General features: G+C 42.6%; 12 protein-coding genes. 1 reads left to right on the plus strand and 11 read right to left on the minus strand.

Going from position 1 to position 15,644, the window contains the following annotated elements; all coding sequences use genetic code 11:
• Positions 1-5 precede the first annotated feature (5 nt).
• The 9 genes from NXH67_RS18130 to NXH67_RS18170 all read right to left on the minus strand — a co-directional run bounded on the left by NXH67_RS18130 (position 6) and on the right by NXH67_RS18170 (position 12,636).
• Positions 6-1,616, minus strand: a complete 1,611-nt coding sequence (locus tag NXH67_RS18130) for a response regulator transcription factor (protein ID WP_272798270.1) — start codon at positions 1,614-1,616, stop codon at positions 6-8.
• Between the two features lie 28 nt (positions 1,617-1,644).
• The gene (locus NXH67_RS18135) at positions 1,645-3,126 is read right to left on the minus strand and encodes a sensor histidine kinase (RefSeq protein ID WP_272798271.1); all 1,482 of its coding nucleotides are present in this window, start codon (positions 3,124-3,126) and stop codon (positions 1,645-1,647) included.
• A complete protein-coding gene (locus tag NXH67_RS18140) occupies positions 3,119-4,198 on the minus strand; it encodes a substrate-binding domain-containing protein (protein WP_272798272.1) in 1,080 nt (359 codons plus the stop codon). The genes NXH67_RS18135 and NXH67_RS18140 overlap by 8 nt, the downstream gene beginning before the upstream one ends.
• A gap of 2 nt (positions 4,199-4,200) precedes the next feature.
• Positions 4,201-5,862 (minus strand): putative polysaccharide biosynthesis protein, encoded by a 1,662-nt coding sequence (locus NXH67_RS18145; protein ID WP_272798273.1) that lies wholly within the window; start codon positions 5,860-5,862, stop codon positions 4,201-4,203.
• Positions 5,863-6,005: 143 nt separating this feature from the next.
• The gene (gene glgA, locus NXH67_RS18150) at positions 6,006-7,451 is read right to left on the minus strand and encodes a glycogen synthase GlgA (protein ID WP_272798274.1); all 1,446 of its coding nucleotides are present in this window, start codon (positions 7,449-7,451) and stop codon (positions 6,006-6,008) included.
• Positions 7,451-8,545, minus strand: coding sequence for a tryptophan--tRNA ligase (gene trpS / locus NXH67_RS18155; RefSeq protein ID WP_272798275.1), 1,095 nt, complete (start codon positions 8,543-8,545; stop codon positions 7,451-7,453). Before trpS ends, glgA begins: the two co-directional genes overlap by 1 nt.
• Before the next feature lie 64 nt (positions 8,546-8,609).
• The gene (locus tag NXH67_RS18160; protein WP_272798276.1) at positions 8,610-9,824 is read right to left on the minus strand and encodes a cobalt-precorrin-5B (C(1))-methyltransferase; all 1,215 of its coding nucleotides are present in this window, start codon (positions 9,822-9,824) and stop codon (positions 8,610-8,612) included.
• 339 nt (positions 9,825-10,163) lie between these two features.
• A complete protein-coding gene (locus NXH67_RS18165) occupies positions 10,164-10,460 on the minus strand; it encodes a hypothetical protein (RefSeq protein WP_155830788.1) in 297 nt (98 codons plus the stop codon).
• Between the two features lie 334 nt (positions 10,461-10,794).
• The gene (locus tag NXH67_RS18170; protein WP_272798277.1) at positions 10,795-12,636 is read right to left on the minus strand and encodes a C1 family peptidase; all 1,842 of its coding nucleotides are present in this window, start codon (positions 12,634-12,636) and stop codon (positions 10,795-10,797) included.
• A 118-nt stretch (positions 12,637-12,754) separates the two neighbouring features.
• Between NXH67_RS18170 and NXH67_RS18175 the strand changes: the two genes are divergently transcribed.
• Positions 12,755-14,488, plus strand: a complete 1,734-nt coding sequence (locus NXH67_RS18175) for an ABC transporter ATP-binding protein (RefSeq protein ID WP_272798278.1) — start codon at positions 12,755-12,757, stop codon at positions 14,486-14,488.
• Here the strand turns inward: NXH67_RS18175 and NXH67_RS18180 are convergent.
• Together NXH67_RS18180 and NXH67_RS18185 are read right to left on the minus strand one after the other, a co-directional pair.
• Entirely contained in the window at positions 14,481-15,176 is a 696-nt protein-coding gene (locus tag NXH67_RS18180) for a C39 family peptidase (RefSeq protein WP_272798279.1), read from the minus strand. The two genes, NXH67_RS18175 and NXH67_RS18180, sit on opposite strands and share 8 nt — an antisense overlap.
• Positions 15,176-15,643 (minus strand): GNAT family N-acetyltransferase, encoded by a 468-nt coding sequence (locus NXH67_RS18185; RefSeq protein WP_272798280.1) that lies wholly within the window; start codon positions 15,641-15,643, stop codon positions 15,176-15,178. The genes NXH67_RS18180 and NXH67_RS18185 overlap by 1 nt, the downstream gene beginning before the upstream one ends.
• Position 15,644 lies beyond the last annotated feature (1 nt).

Below are 15,644 nucleotides of genomic sequence, written 5' to 3' on the forward strand. Positions count from 1 at the left end.
TTATGTCACACGCTTTCGGCTAACTTACCATCCTTGTACTCCGTAGGAGTGATCCCCACATTCTTCTTAAAGCTTCTGCTGAAATAGTTAGGATCGGTATAACCGCAGGAAAGACAGATTTCCTTAATTGACATATCAGTATCTGACAACAGTTTCTTGGCGTTATCAATCCTTAAATTGGTAAGATATTCGATGAAGTTAAGTCCGCTCTCATCTTTAAAAATCTTGCTGAAATAGTAAGGTGAGATGTTGACCTTACGAGATACATCATCAAGCGAAATATCTTTGCTGTAATTATCCTCAATAAACTGCTTGGCGGTCTTGATAATATCGTTTGACCTCTCTTCACGTTTGTTGATAACGTTTCTACAGGCACTTGTAAGTTTTTCCATGAACCAGTCTCTAAGTTCTTCTGTGGTTGAAAGCCCCATGATCTCCGGCAGATAATCCGTTCTTCCTGAATATTTGTAGGTCTGACCGCCGTTCTGATATGCCAGATGCTCTGCGTAAAGCGAGAATTCCAGGACCTTAAGCCTCATCGACATTATATCTCCGTCATTGGCTCTTACACACATCCAGTCTGCGTATTTGTCAGCAATGACTTTCATACCATTGAGATCGCCCTTAGCTACCGCATCAAACAAAGGCTTCTCCAGCTGAATAGGATAGTCGTCCTCATAGTTGCAGCTGATCGTAAGATCGTCTACATGGGCAACCGAAGCCGTTGTTGCAATAAGTGCGTTCAAAGCCTGTCTGTAAGATTCTCCCAGTTCTTTCAAGGGCTTTACGCCGCCTACGCCTATTCTGAAGGTTATGTCAGTCTTTTTCCTAAGATATCTGGTAAGATCTCTGGCCCTCTCGATCAGTTCTGTTCTCTCGCCGTATTCCATCTTTGCTCTCTCATAGGGAACCAGCACAGCAATCTTGTTGGCCATTACGCTTCCGACTTTGCAGGAAAAGAAATCCTTGACACCCTCTCGTATCTCCTTATACTTGCCTGAGAGCTTGACTGAACTTCCAACCGCATTGGTCATATGATTGCCTTCCTGAGCATCACCACAGACGATTGCAAGCATATATCCGTAGTTCTCCTTGATGCCGAGAATGCTTCTGTAGCTCTCCACATCCTCCTCGAAATGCTCCTGTAAAAGAATGTCATAGATAAGTCCACTCTCGATAATGGGTTCGATGGTCTCGAGTTTTTCTTTTATCATCAGCTCGTTGCTTCTCTTCTCCCTGTCTTCATCAATCTGCTCCATGGCCTTCTTAAGAACCTTGACCACCTTGTACCTGTCCATGGGTTTCATGATATATTCCATAACCCCAAGTTTGATTGCTTCCTTGGCATAATCAAATTTATCATAGGCAGACATGACAATAAAAATCGTCCCGGGACAAAACTGCTTCATCTCACGGATGGCATCTATACCGTTAATTCCGGGCATATGGATATCGATAACCGCTATATCCGGTCTGAATCTCTCAGCCAGTTCTATTCCGCTCCTGCCGGTCTTGGCGAATTCTACCTCGCACTGATTTCCAAATTCCTTTTCGATGATGAATTTCATTGAATCGATAACAATACCTTCATCATCAGCGATCATTACTCTGTACATTTTTTACCCCTATATCATTCCCTATATATCATTCTGCAGCGCGGCTGAAGGGAATCCTTATAAGCACTTCCGCTCCCATTCCCTGTCCGTCGCTCTTAATATCTATTACATCTTCTTTTCCGGTAAAAAGACGAAGTCTTGATATCACATTATCCATACCGATTCCGTTATTGTCGTACTGATTCTCGTCGTTATGCCAGTTACCGCTTAGTATCCGGCTGATGTTCTCACGGCTGATTCCTTTGCCGTTATCACCGATTCCTATGCAGACGTTGTCATCCTCTCTATACACTCTGAGAGTAATCTTTCCCTCACTACCCATTTCTCTGATGCCGTGGTTAACAGCATTTTCAACAATTGGCTGAAGGATCATGGCAGGCATCACCATATCAAGAAGACGTTCATCCACCTGTTTCTCATAGCCGATGTCTCCGGAGAATCTTACGTTCAGAATCTGGATATAATTATCCACCAGCGTAACCTCATCTCTTATCCGAACCTCAGTCTGCTGATTTTTGATATTATATCTGAAAAAGTCTGCCACAGTCTGAACATATTCATAAGTCCTGTCGGCGCCTTCCATCATGGCCAGCTGAGCGCCGGCATTAAGAGTATTAAACAAAAAATGCGGATTGATCTGGGCCCGCAGGTACTTAAGCTGAGCGTCCTTAAGATGGGACTCCATCATAAGTTCCTTCTCCTGCATGTCCCTTTCCTTCTCCATACTCTCGGTAAGACGCTGAATATACTGCTTGATGCTGACAAGCATCTTACTGAAGGCGTTGTTCACAATTCCGATCTCGTCCTGATAGGCCACTTCCGGCAGTGTTACGTCAAAGTTTCCATCAGCAACCTCATTGGCTGAATCCGACAGTTTCTTCAAAGGAAGCATCAACGCTCTGACAAAGCTTGTTACAATAACAACGTTTCCTATCATAACCAGTGTCATAACGATAAAGCTTATAAACTCAAAGCTTCTGAACCCTCTTGCCATAATTGTATAGCTATCGGAGTTTGATACAAACAGCTCCTGGTTAAGACTTCTAAGGTATTCATTTATATAACCATAGAGCTGAGTAGCTTCTTCGTAGTAATTTCTGTATTTCTCAACATTTCTTCCGCGCTTGGCTTCAACGGTTTTGCCAACGACATCAAGGTAATCTCCCGTCATGTTGCGGATGTTTCTCTCCATTCTGGTGAGTGCATGATCAGTTACCCTGTCATCAAGGGTACCGGCCTTATCCTGAAGTCTCTGGGCGCTTCTAAAGTACTCCTCCAGTGAATCACTGGTCTTGGAACTAAGGTAGACGGTCATGGAGTCCTGAACGTCAGACAAAGCGGTTCCAAGCTCATTGAGGGATCTGTTACCTTCATACACCTTCTCCATCTCAACAGCCATGGCATTCATACCAAGCATCAGCAGAAGGTTAACGATGAAAATAAGGACATTGGTAAATATACAGACACTGATGATTTTAAATTGGAGGGGCTTATTAAGGAATCTATTCATCGCCTTCCTCCTTTTTCAGGAATTCTGCAATATTGTCCTGACTTATAAGTGTAATATCAGCTGAATAATACTGGCTGGTATTGCCGTATTCATAGTAATCATCAAGAGCCTTGACTGAGTACTCTCCCAGCTGTTTGGTATCAATAGCGATTGTTGCATACAAAACGCCTCTGTCCACAGCACTGACTATAGAATCAGAGTCATAGTAACCAAGAATATATACCTCTCCTACCTTGTTAAAATCAACCACCGCCTGATAAGCACAGACCGTATCAAGCTCATTGAGGCACAGAATAACATCAGGAATATTCTCCATAAGGAAAATATCTCTTATGGATTCTTCCACGGCAAAAGCATTGGTATTATCCACTGCAACTGTAGAAATAGCATACTCTGCATCAGTTATATTTACCTGTCGAAGAGAATCCTGAATCGCTGATATTATGATATTCTGCCCTGAATCTCCCGCATCCGCATTAACAAGAACGGCAATCCTAAGAGGCAATCTCTGGCCGATATTGTCAGACTCGATACTGTCTCTTCTTTTCTCCTTGACGATATTGTTGATCTGCTTGCCGTATTCACGACCGATATTGTAGCTACCAACACCCACGAAGCTCATCCTGGTGGACTTGGTATTGTCATTGTACAGTGTAACAACCGGAATATCCTTCTGCGTGGCCTCATCAATAAGCTCTGTCATCTCATCGGTCTCATTGGCATAGACAATTATACCGTCCACCCTTGAGGCTATAGCTATCCTCATCAGCTCCTCACAGGAGTACTCTCCCGAGATGTTCTGCCCCAGCAGTTCCACATAGATTCCCTGCTCTTTGGCCGCATCCAGCGCCCCCTTGTAAACCGACTGCCAGAAATCAGACTTATAATTATCGGTTATCATCACATAATATCTTCCGTATTCGTTGCTCTCCTGCTTGGTCCTGAAGTTCTTCATATAGAATCTGAATAAAAGCGAACCAACAATAAGCGTCCCCACAACAAATATCAATGTAAAGCCCAGGAGAATATATTGTCTTCTTATGCTCTTTTCAAATGATCTTTCTTTGTTCATATTTATAGAATCCTGAGTTTTTTAAGTAGTAATGCTATACTTGCACCCTTAGGAAATCTTCTGATATCTTCCTCAGAGGCACCGCCTGACCTTATAAGAACCGCAAAATACACAAATACTGCAACAAGAACAGCTATCAGAGTAGCCAGAATATTGGCAAAATACTCTCTTGGAATAAAAAGCTTAAACAGACTATCAAAGCTCCAATGTACCAAAAAGGCCACAATTCCCATTACCACGGCGGATATTGAAGGAAGAAGATATGTCTTTTTGAAATCATTATTTATCGGTATGCGCTTTTTCATGACCATATTGTTAAGCACACACATAAGCAGCGAATAAACGATAGTAACTATACATAGCGCCACATCACCAAGATTGGTAAAAATAAGAAGTGCGGCAAGGAGCAGAGCCTGAATCACCAGAGTAATAAAGGCATTAATAACAGGCGCGTTGACTTTACCGATTCCCTGAAGCACTGCATTGGTCACAGTTGACAACGAGTAGAAAACAACCGTGATCGCAAGGATCATCAGAAGCATTGAAGCTTCGGAAAGAGATGCCTTCTGCGGGAAAAGGATCATCATAATAGGCCTTGCAAGAGCAAAAAGTCCAACGCTACTTGGAATAGATATCATAAGAATTACTCTAATAACCTTGGAAACAGTTGCTGCTGCACTTTCCTTGTCACCTCTGGCATAAGATGTCGAGATCTCAGGTATCATAGCCGCAGCTGCAGCACTTGCAAGAGCTATGGGAAGGTTTGTTATCAGCATGGCCTTTCTGTTAAAAATACCGTACTGGGAAACAACCAAAGTCTCTTCAATCCCCTTAACATTCATAAGAATTCTGGAAAACAGCGTCCAGTTGAGGAAGCTTGAAGCATTATAAATACAGGTACTAAGGATAAATGGCGTTACGATCATAAAGATAAGCCTGAATATCTCTCTGTTTGACATATCTTCACTGGTATCACGGGCAATTCTCTTTTTAAATGCCTTAGCATTGACGTGATATACAAACAGCATGAACAAAAGGGCCACCAATACTCCGGTGCCGGTTCCCAGGGAACTACCGATAGCACCATAGACCGCTCTCTTGGAAGGATCTTCTTCTCCTGCTATTTTTGTAAGTATCAGAGCACCACCCACACTTACAAGAGCATTAAAGATCTGCTCTATAAGCTGGGAAATTGAAGTTGGAACCATAGTTCTGTGGGCCTGAAAATAGCCTCTCAGAACGCCAAGGAATCCAAATATGAATATTGTGGGTGCAAAAAATCTAAGGACAGTAGCGGATCTTCCCGCTGCAAGAATGTCAGCAAAAAATAAAAGTATCAGAGTTCCTATCATGCCAACAGTAGCCACGTAATATAGCGCACATTTAAATATCCTGTGGGCATTACGATACTCTTTTACCGCAAGTTTACCTGCTATGATCTTGGACATAGCAGATGGAATACTGTAAGAAGAAACCAAAAGAACAATGGTGTAAACAGAATAAGCCGCGCTGTAATAGCCGTTGCCTTCATCTCCGATTATTGCTGCCAGCGGGCTGGTATATAAAACGCCTATTATCCTGCTGATGATTCCTGCTATTGCAAAAATACCGGCCTGGACAAATAAACCGCCTTTCTTTTGTTTATTATCAGTATCTTTGTTCATCTATTATTCAGAGCGTTATGCTCATTACTCTCCCAATTTTTAGCTGTTAAAAACACAGCCATACCCATTTTGCAATAAAAGAATATAGGTGTCAACTAAAGCTGACACCTATACCGTTTCAATAATCATTATTCAAAATTTCGTTATGGCTTGAGCCAGTCATACATCTCCTGATACTTCTCAGCGGAAACCTTCCAGGAGAAATCAACTGCCATGGCTCTGTCTATCATCTTATTCCACTCACGCTTCTGATCGTAGTAAACATGCTCAGCCTCTCTGATGGTACCAAGCATCTCGTGAGCATTGTAATTAAGGAAACCAAAGCCTGTTCCGGTGCTCTCGAACTTGTTGTAAGGCTCAACGGTATCAATAAGTCCGCCTGTCTGTCTAACAATCGGAATTGTGCCGTATCTCAAGGCCATCAGCTGTGACAGTCCGCAGGGCTCAAACAGCGAAGGCATCAGGAACACATCGGAAGCAGCATATATCTTGTGAGACATAGGCTCTGAGTAATAGATATTGGCAGAAACTTTGTCATTGTACTTCCAGTCGAAATGACGGAAGGAATTCTCGTACTGCTCTTCACCTGTACCAAGAACCACCAGCTGAATTGCATCCTGGCAGAGCTCATCAAGTACATAGTTAATAAGATCAAAGCCCTTCTGGTCGGTAAGTCTTGATACAATACCGATCATCATTACCTTGTCATCTTCCTTAAGGCCCAGCTCCTTCTGAAGAGCTCTCTTGTTCTTGATCTTCTCCTTGCGGAAGTTGATGGCATTGTATTTGTAAGGAATATATTTGTCTGTCTCAGGATTGAACTCATCATAGTCAATACCGTTAACAATTCCTCTAAGATCGTGGGCTCTTGCACGAAGAAGTCCGTCAAGCTCCTCACCGTAAAATTCTGTCTTAATCTCTTCTGCATAGGCCTTACTTACAGTAGTAATGGCATCCGAGAATACGATACCGCCCTTAAGAAGGTCTGCATCCTTGAAAAGTCCCAGTTTATCCGGTGTAAAGTAATAATCCGGAAGCCCTGTGATATCCTGAACCGCTCTGATGTCCCATTTACCCTGGAACTTCAGATTGTGGATTGTCATAATAGCCTTAATTCCGCGATAGAACTCGCTTCCCTGGAATCTCTCCTTGAGATAAACAGGGATAAGACCTGTCTGCCAGTCAGGACAGTGAATAATATCAGGTCTGAAATCCAGAACCGGAAGCACAGAAAGGGCTGCCTTTGAGAAATATGCGAATTTCTCGATCTCAAAAAGCACATCATCCCCGTAGGGCTTCATTCCGTTGAAATAGAACTCATTATCAATGAAATAATACTTGATTCCATCTATTTCTGCTTTAAATATACCAACGTATTCGTTCTTCCAATGAAAGTCCATGTAGAAGTTGGTTACATACTCCATCTTGTCCTTCATTTTCTGGTTGATACATTTATAAAGCGGAAGTATAACTCGGACATCGAAATATCTCTTATCAATGTCCTTAGGAAGAGAGCCGACAACATCGGCAAGTCCACCGGTCTTAATAAAAGGTACTCCTTCAGAAGCTACAAACAGAATGTTTTTCATTAGTCTTCCATCTCCTCGTACTTTGCAGATTGCATTGCAATAAGCTCTTTATCATCAAAGTAGTTGATCTTCATGGCATTCTTAACATCTGAAAGAGTCTGTGCAGCCACAGCCTCAGCTACTTCGCTGCCTTTCCTTAGTACTTCATATACATAAGGAATATCCTTCTGGAATTCCTTCCTTCTCTTACGGATAGGCTCAAGCTCAGCCTGGATTACTTCATTCAGGAATCTCTTAACCTTAACATCTCCGAGACCGCCTCTTGAATAGTGATCCTTCATCTCCTGGAGATTAGCATAATCAGGAGCAAACTCAGCAAAATGCTCATCTCTTGCGAAGGCATCCAGATAAATGAATACAGGATTGCCCTCAACCTGTCCGGGATCTTCAACCCTTAAGTGATTGGGATCCGTGAACATGGACATAACCTTCTTCTTGATCTCATCAGGCTCCTCAGAGAGGTAGATGCAGTTGCCAAGAGACTTACTCATCTTGGCCTTGCCGTCTGTGCCGGGAAGGCGAAGACATGCAGCGTTATCCGGTAAAAGAATATCGGGCTCAACAAGTGTTTCACCATAAACAGAGTTAAACTTTCTGACAATCTCTCTTGTCTGCTCTATCATAGGCTCCTGGTCCTCACCAACGGGAACGGTGGTAGCCTTGAATGCTGTAATATCAGCAGCCTGGCTGATAGGATATGTAAAGAATCCTACAGGAATGCTGGTCTCAAAATTTCTCATCTGGATCTCAGACTTAACGGTAGGATTTCTCTGAAGTCTGGAAACAGTAACGAGATTCATATAATAAAATGAAAGCTCTGTGAGCTCAGGAATCTGTGACTGGATGAATAATGTAGACTTTGCGGGATCAAGACCCACTGCCAAATAGTCAAGAGCAACCTCAATGATATTCTGTCTTACCTTCTCCGGGTTGTCCGCATTATCGGTAAGAGCCTGCGCATCGGCGATCATAATAAAAATCTTATCAAAGCCACCGGAATTCTGAAGTTCCACCCTTCTCTTAAGTGAACCAACGTAGTGTCCTACGTGAAGTTTGCCGGTAGGACGGTCTCCGGTCAAAATTATCTTACTCATTTCCCCAATTCTCTCCTAACAATTCATTCTTTTATGTAAAAAAACATGCTTATATTAGAATACATTATTTTAGCTTAAGTGACAATGCAAATTGTTCCTGAGAAACCTTTACAAGCACATTTTTTGTATCCATTGTCTGCCCAAGAAGTCCATACTCCTCCGAAAAAAGTGCAACGCCAAACCGAAGTTTCCCCTGACAGCGCATTCTAACGCAGTTTGCTATAGCCATCATGATGCTGTTCATAACCCTGTCTCTTAGCCCCCAGCTATCCAAAAGTGCCAGTATCTCATCGCAGGTTATACATCCCATTACGGTTCTGACCTGAATCGCAGTTCCTCCAACAAGTGCTGTATGAGCAGCAAATATTTCTCTTCGTCCATCCGAAGCATAGGAACTGGTATTCATGATACCTGCGGCGAGTTTAACAAGTTTGCCCACATTTCCCACAAGAAGCATGTTCTCAACGCCGGATTCAACGGCCTTATCTATGGTATAGCCCGGGAAATTGTAACATCTTATGGCAGTGTCAAGATTGACATGAAGCTGAGAACTGATCTTGTCTGCACAGTAAGATCCGGGACTTACCAGAATACTCTTAACACCAAAACCAATCTGCTTACCTATCTGGGCATCTATCGATTCCGTAATATCTCTTTGATGAATCGTTGATACCTGTCCGTAATCTCCTATTATGGTAATGCCACCGCTAAAGCCCGACTGAACCATAGGCTGTTTGGCAGCTATCATCATTCCCTCCGGGCAGGATATGGTTATCATCAGAATCTGAGCTCCGTCGGAAATATCAACCACTCCGGCAACCGCATCAAATATCAGCATTCGCGGATTCTTTTCAATGAGATAATCTCCGCTCTTTATATCCGGCAAAGGCGACATTGCAGTACCTATGCCCTCACCTCCCTGCATAAAGAGGTTGTTGTATCTTATATCTATGTGCGCTTTTTCGTTTAATTTTCTAAGATCTTTTATTCTTGAAACATTAACGACGATCCTGGCCCTGTCTCTGATATCCGGAGCAATGCCGCCCTCCATGATCGCATAATACTCCGATGAATCGTCATTGCAATTCATATCATTCCTGAATACTGAGATATTCCTGCTACCTCTCTCGTGGGTAACGGTAACCGATTCGGTATCAATTCTAAACAGCAAATTGGCAGCAGCGGCTTTTGCGGCAGCGGCCGCACAGTCACCTGTTGAAATCGGACTTTGTACCATATTGTGATTAGTAACTGTCGAAACACCCGGCATCACGTTCATAATTGCCCCTCTCATAGTGGCTAAATATATGATTCATCCTAAGTTGTGTATAATTTTCTCACAATAATATTATACAATATTTCGTATGATTCCAAAATAAATTAAAAAAAATAAACTAAATATCGTATTTTGATTATTTATTATTTCGACTTACTTTATGTTTTCTTTATAAATCGTCCATATTTTGTCCAAATTTAGCCTTTAATATATACAATATCAGAAGTACAAAACTTCTGACTCCCCCAACAAAACTTTTTTCATACCGGGTCGATCGGCTCCCCACTGGTCGACCCCTCCTCCCAAAAATTAAAGCACCTCGATGAGGTGCTTCTTTTTATGTTATGCGGAGATTGCACAGGCGTCATTAGCCTGCTCCATGCTCTCAGACTCTTCGGTTGTGATCATATCTGTCTTCCTGGGACCTCTTACGCCAAAGCTGCCACTGTAGCGAAGCTCCTTAAGAGCCTTGCGGACATCCTTGAGCACCTTGTCTATATCTTCGGATTTCTGACAGATAACCGTAGGAACACCGCTTCCGTTAAATTCTACTCTGAAGCCGGCATCCTTAAGTGTCTTAAAAGCCTTAAGTTTATCTGTTGTACTGATCTGTTCGAGTTCCTTATCGTTCTTTCCCATATATATTGTGCCTTTCTTGTTGATAAACACAATATATCACAAAAACGTATAAATTTCAAACGCTTGTTCTAAGATATTTGCACAATTTGATTTACGTTTTTTCGTGCATTATTTTTATAAATAATTATCTAAATACTGTTAATTATTTTCACTCATCACCGATATAAATAATGAGAATAAAATTCTCACTCCCCCAACAAACTTTTTTCATACCTGGGCTGTGTATCTCCCCAATATACAGCCCTCCTCCCAAAAAATCTTGTGAAAAGCAAAAGAGACGTTTCGTAGACGTCTCTTTTGCTTTATGGGTTTTTATATTTTGCATAACCAAATATTATCTTGAATTAGTATATGCTTTTAACAAAAAGTCTTTATCCTTCTGAGCTTCCATGCCTATACCATCATCGGAAATATAATAGCTAAGTCCGCTTGCTTCGTAGCTGTTGTGGACATTTCCGGTTAGATTGTTCCATTCATCATAATTGGCAGTACCGGTATTGTCTCCTGCTCTTTCATAAGGAAGGCGAGCCATGGTAGCCGGTTCCACAAGTATAAAAAATCTGTCGTCCTTATTAAGTTCCACCGGATCTGAAAGTGTATAGGTATGATAACCACCGCTTATGTTTGACACTTTTGTACTGCTGACAGGTTCTCGGAGCTTAGCAAATTCCACGATATTTGACTTATTATCTTCATTGCCTTCCCCTTCAGGATTAAGAAATACCTTAATCTCATATTGCTGATATGTCTCAAGGCTCATAAATCCTACAGCCTTCAGCATTTCATCTGATGAAGCCGTGTACATAACACCGTAAGGATTGGTCGAGGCAGTGTATGCAGTAACATAGTTCTGGGAATCATCAAGAGCGCTTACAACATTGTCGATGAATCCGCATACCTGGTAATTGTTGTCATACCAGTTTTTTTCTCCCTTCATAGCCACAGAATAAGCGGCCACATTATTGTCGCAGGTAGTCTCATCATAGTAGGACAGGTAGAAAAACCCCTTATTTCCGGAACCTGTTCCCCAGCTGTTGCGGCAAAGCCATGCCCCGTCAGCCTCTGGTTTTTTGACAAAATTGGCAGCGCTGTAATTATCGTCCCATCCCAGAATTATGATTTCATGATTGGCTGTCGGAACCTCCACACCGGGGAAATTCGAATAAAGGTTACTATAGTGCCCGGACCAGTATTTTCCGTCTGCATTAACTGATGCCGTCACACAGCCATGTTCCATGATCATCTGTTTGATCAGATCCCTGTTCTCTTCAGATGCAAGTATTTCCCCTACTTCCTGAACATGATAATCTGCAGCGTAGGCATCCGAAGGAGCATTTCCGTTTTCCTCAAATACATAGCTCTGACCATAAACGGCGTTAAAAGAATCATCTCCCTCATCATTTACCGGTCCCTTCCAGGCCGTAAGAAGGCTAATGCAGTAGTTAGTAACTCCGCCCATGGAAATATAATTGGTACCATAATCAAATATCCAGGCACCGTCCTTATTATCCGCATTCACAAGCTCTCTGTAGTCATCATCTATAGCGCTATCTTCTGACCCTTCGGCTTTATGCATATTGTAGTATGCAAGGTGCTTCTCGGAGAGATTAATAGCTGAGTAATCCAAGCTGCTATGGTGAGACAAAATGTCGCTCTCAACCGCTGCAATAGCCGAGTAGGCCCAGCACAGATAGGTATAGCCCTGATCCTGTACCTCTGTTACATATCTTCTGCCACCCACATCTCTGGAATCATAGCTTTCAGGAATCTCTGATTTGGAAAAAGAGCGAATATCAACCGGAATAACATCTTCAAAATCAGGGTTACTGTAAAAATCCCCTATATCACCTTCGTCAATTCTGAGAGCTTCCTGTAAAACTACGGTGCTTACAGGCTCAACTTCTTCAGAAACAGGTTCATTGGTATCTGAAGTAATCTCCTCAACATCTATAATATTCTGTTCAGTCTTAATATGTGATTGTTCCTCTGATGAAGCAGAAGGCCCGATAACGCCCTCAGCTGTAAGAAGCTCCTCTTCCTGATTGTAGGCGCCGGGCACAGGTTCCCCGTCTCTTCTGGAAGTGTTTTTCGGAACTAGAATCATTTTACTTATAACGAAAATAAGAACTCCGATTATTATCAGAATAACCGCAGCCAAGATCACTTTCTTTTTCACTTTTTCCCCTCATAATAAAAAAATAACTCTGCTTACATTATAGCATTATTATTCTCATTCAAGTACAATAGGAAATGCATATCTATGCATCAAAATAATCATAGAGGGAGCTCATATAATGAAACTCATCAAAAAATTTATTCCCTATTACAAGCCCTATATCGGTGTTTTTCTGCTGGATCTGGTCTGTGCGTCCATTCTTTCTGTGATCGACCTGGCATTTCCGCAGTTCCTACGAATACTCAGAAGTACTCTTTTCCTTGAAACACCGCAGGTTATTCTCTCCAGACTTGGAGTTATCGCCGCACTTCTGATCATAATGTATATCATCAGAAGTCTCTGCAGATATTATGTAACCTATCAGGGACACATGATGGGAGCCCGGATGGAATCCGGTATGAGAAGGGAACTGTTCGAAAGATTCGAAGCTTTTTCTTTTTCTTATTACGACACCCACAACACCGGCGAGATGATGAGTAAACTCATCTCCGATTTATTCGACATCTCAGAGCTTGCCCACCATGGCCCGGAAAATATCTTCATTTCAATAGTCAAAATAATCGGCTCCTTCATCCTCCTTATGAGGATCAACGTCCCCATGACACTGTGCCTCGTAGTAGTTGTAATTTGCATGGCAATATTCGCAATCCGCCAGAACGGTAAGATGCGTGCCACCTTCTCCGACAACAGAAAAAAGATTGCCGGCATCAACTCTTCTCTTCAGGATACCCTTGGAGGCATCAGAGTCGTCAAGTCCTTCACAGGTGAGGAAATTGAACAGCAGAAATTTGACAGATCAAACCTCGCCTTCCTTGATTCCAAGCAGGCCAACTACCGTCAAATGGCCAAGTTTTTCTCCGGCAACAACCTCTTTGACGGTCTTATGTATGTTACAGTGCTTATCGCCGGTGGCTATTTTATTGCCAAGGGCCAGCTCACAGGTGAAGATCTGGCAATATATGCATTGTATATCAATATTTTTATTGGTCCCGTGAATGTTCTAGTGGAATTTACAGAGCAGCTCCAGAAGGGTCTTGCAGGATTTGAGCGTTTTACAGAAGTTATGGACACACTCCCCGAGATAACAGATAGTCCCGACGCAGGCACTCTGTCTGACGTTAAGGGTGTTATAGATTATAAGAATGTTTCTTTCTCATATGAGAAAGAGGAAACCGTATTACATGACATCAATCTCCATGTTGAAGCCGGTAAATCCATCGCAATTGTCGGACCTTCCGGCGGAGGAAAGACAACTCTGTGCTCTCTCCTTCCTAGATTCTACGATGTCACCGGCGGCTGTGTATGCATAGACGGAACAGATATCCGCACTGTAACTCAGAAATCCCTACGTGCTTATATTGGAATAGTTCAGCAGGATGTCTATCTATTTAACGGAACCGTCAGGGAAAACATTGCTTACGGTAAGCCCGAAGCAACCATGGAGGAAATTGTTGAAGCGGCAAGAAGTGCCGATCTTCTTGAATTTATTGAGAGCCTTCCCAAGGGCTTTGAAACAGAGGTTGGAGAAAGAGGCGCAAGACTCTCAGGCGGACAGAAACAGAGAATAGCCATCGCCAGAGTCTTTCTTAAGAACCCGCCAATCCTTATCCTTGATGAAGCCACCAGCGCCCTGGACAATGAAAGCGAGCGATATATCCAGGAAAGCCTTGATAAACTGTCCGCAGGTCGCACCACCATCACCATCGCCCACAGACTGTCCACTATTCTTGGTGCTGATGAAATCATCGTTCTTGACGGCGATGGCATCAAGGAACGAGGCACCCACAAAGAACTCATCAATAAGGGTGGTCTCTACGAGAAGTATTATCGCATGCAGCTTGGCGCTATTTAATAAGTTCAATGGTATTGAAGGATCCGAATATTGACTGTGAGATGTCCTTGGCAAAGGCCTCATAGTCAATATAATGGTATCCGCTGCTCCAACCGTCTATAACTCTTATCATTGGATACAGCTTATCTCCCACTTTCCAGATGCTATAGCCTGCCACGACTATGGTGTGGTCCTTATAATATCCCCTCGCAATGTTCATAATAACAGGTCTTCCGGCAGATATTTCTTTTACCACCTGGTTCTCAAAGTTCCAGATATAGACCCCTTTGCATCTAACCTTAACCCCATATGTCTTGAAGGCTTCCTTGGTTATTCCTGAGATAAAAAGAGGAAACGTACCGACTTTATCAGTATATCCATAGCTCTCGGCTATCTCCTCCACCACCTTGTAGGTCTCGCGGATATCCTCAGGAATCCCCGGAATATTCCTTGTTTTCCGATAATAATCCAGCACCCTTGTAACCGCTACAACAGAACAGTTCCTGGTTTTGCGGCCGCTTATCTGTTCCATGGACTGCTGATTCATGACTACGCCACGGCCACGCTTAACAAGAACTCCCTTTTGGCCATACTGCTCCTGCAAATACTTGGAAATATTGCTGATTCCGCCGTAGGGCTTCTTTTTGGCCTTAGCTTTTTTCTTATTCTCTTTTCGTTCTTTGGCACTTTCTTTTATCTTGTCAATCATCAGAGAATAGTCTCCATTCCAACCTTCTGCGGCTTCATCCCAACGGATTCATAGAATCTCTGAGCACTCTCGTTGCAGCTCCAAACATTAAGTGTAAGGTTATAACAACCACTCTTTTTGGCAAAATCCTTGGTATATTCATACAATGCTCTTCCAATGTGCTGGCCTCTCAAGTTCTCAAACACGCACAGATCATCGATATAGAGGGTCTTGATGTCCGTAAGCACATTGTCATTTTCAAACTGCTTGAAAATACAAAAGGCATATCCGAGAGTCTTATCATTTTCATCAACAGCCACAAAAATAGGTCTGTTATCATCCTTAATAAGCTCCATCAGCTCATCATCGTTGTATTTATTTCCAATCTTGAAAATATCCGGTCTTCCCACGTGATGAACCATATCCACCTGAGCCAACAGCTCGTGAACCTCCGGAATATCCTTATTTTGTGCTCTTCTTATTGTCATA

Origin of the sequence: Butyrivibrio sp. DSM 10294 (assembly GCF_028539135.1) — a bacterium.
Classification (GTDB): domain Bacteria; phylum Bacillota; class Clostridia; order Lachnospirales; family Lachnospiraceae; genus Butyrivibrio.